Source organism: Streptomyces sp. NPDC059696 (assembly GCF_042733745.1).
Classification (GTDB): Bacteria; Actinomycetota; Actinomycetes; order Streptomycetales; family Streptomycetaceae; genus Streptomyces.
The window spans coordinates 1-1159 of the sequence record NZ_JBHWFG010000126.1; the positions used below are offsets into that span (position 1 = coordinate 1).

Sequence of the window (1159 nt, forward strand, 5' to 3'; positions counted from 1 at the left end):
CTTCTACTAGTGTGCGGAGCTCCGCATGCCGGCCGAAGGACCCCGCCAAACCTTGTTCGACCAACTCCGCAATCTGGAAGTTGACGTCTTCCAGGGGGAGTTGGGAACGATGGAGGACCCCGCCGGCCGCGTCGGAACGGCCGTGCAGTGCGGCCCTCCCGGCACTCTCGGCCACCGCGGAATCCGAACGTGCCCGAAGGAGCCCCCCTTGCAAGCCTGGTTCAAGCGCACCAGCGGTGTGCCCGGTGACAGACGTGGAAAGTGGCTGGTCCTGGCCGCCTGGCTCATCATCGCGATGGCGCTGGGCCCCTTGGCGGGCAAGCTCGCCGACGTCCAGGACTCCAGTGCCAACGCCTTCCTTCCGCGCAGCTCGGAATCCGCGAAGCTGAACAAGGAACTGGAGAAGTTCCGCGCCGACGAGCTGATGCCCGCCGTGGTGGTCTACAGCGCCGACGGCTCGCTGCCCGCCGAGGGGCGGGCCAAGGCCGAGAAGGACATAGCCGCTTTCCAGGAACTGGCAGCCGAGGGCGAGAAGGTCGAGGCGCCCCTGGAGTCGAAGGACGGCCAGGCGCTCATGGTCGTCGTTCCGCTGATCAGCGACGCCGACATCGTCGCCACGACGAAGAAGGTCCGCGACATCGCCGACGCCAACGCCCCGCCGGGCGTCGCCGTCGAGGTGGGCGGGCCCGCCGGTTCGACGACCGACGCCGCCGGCGCCTTCGAGTCCCTCGACTCCATGCTGATGATGGTCACCGGTCTCGTGGTCGCGGTCCTGCTGCTGATCACCTACCGCTCCCCCATCCTGTGGCTGCTGCCCCTGCTCTCCGTCGGCTTCGCCTCCGTGCTGACCCAGGTCGGCACCTACATGCTCGCCAAGTACGCCGGGCTGCCGGTCGACCCGCAGAGCTCCGGCGTCCTGATGGTCCTCGTGTTCGGCGTCGGCACCGACTACGCCCTGCTGCTCATCGCCCGCTACCGCGAGGAACTGCGCCGCGAGCAGGACCGGCACATCGCCATGAAGACCGCGCTGCGACGGTCGGGTCCGGCCATCCTGGCCTCGGCCGGCACCATCGCCATCGGCCTCGTCTGCCTGGTCCTCGCGGACGTCAACTCCTCCCGGTCCATGGGCCTGGTCGGCGCGATCGGCGTGGTCTGCGCC

At 69.1% G+C, this 1159-nt stretch carries 1 protein-coding gene; it reads left to right on the forward strand.

Annotation, left to right across the window (positions count from 1 at the left end; all coding sequences use genetic code 11):
• Nucleotides 1-208: 208 nt before the first annotated feature.
• A partial coding sequence (locus ACFV20_RS37055) for an MMPL family transporter (RefSeq protein ID WP_385665548.1) occupies nucleotides 209-1159 on the forward strand: 951 nt, incomplete at its 3' end.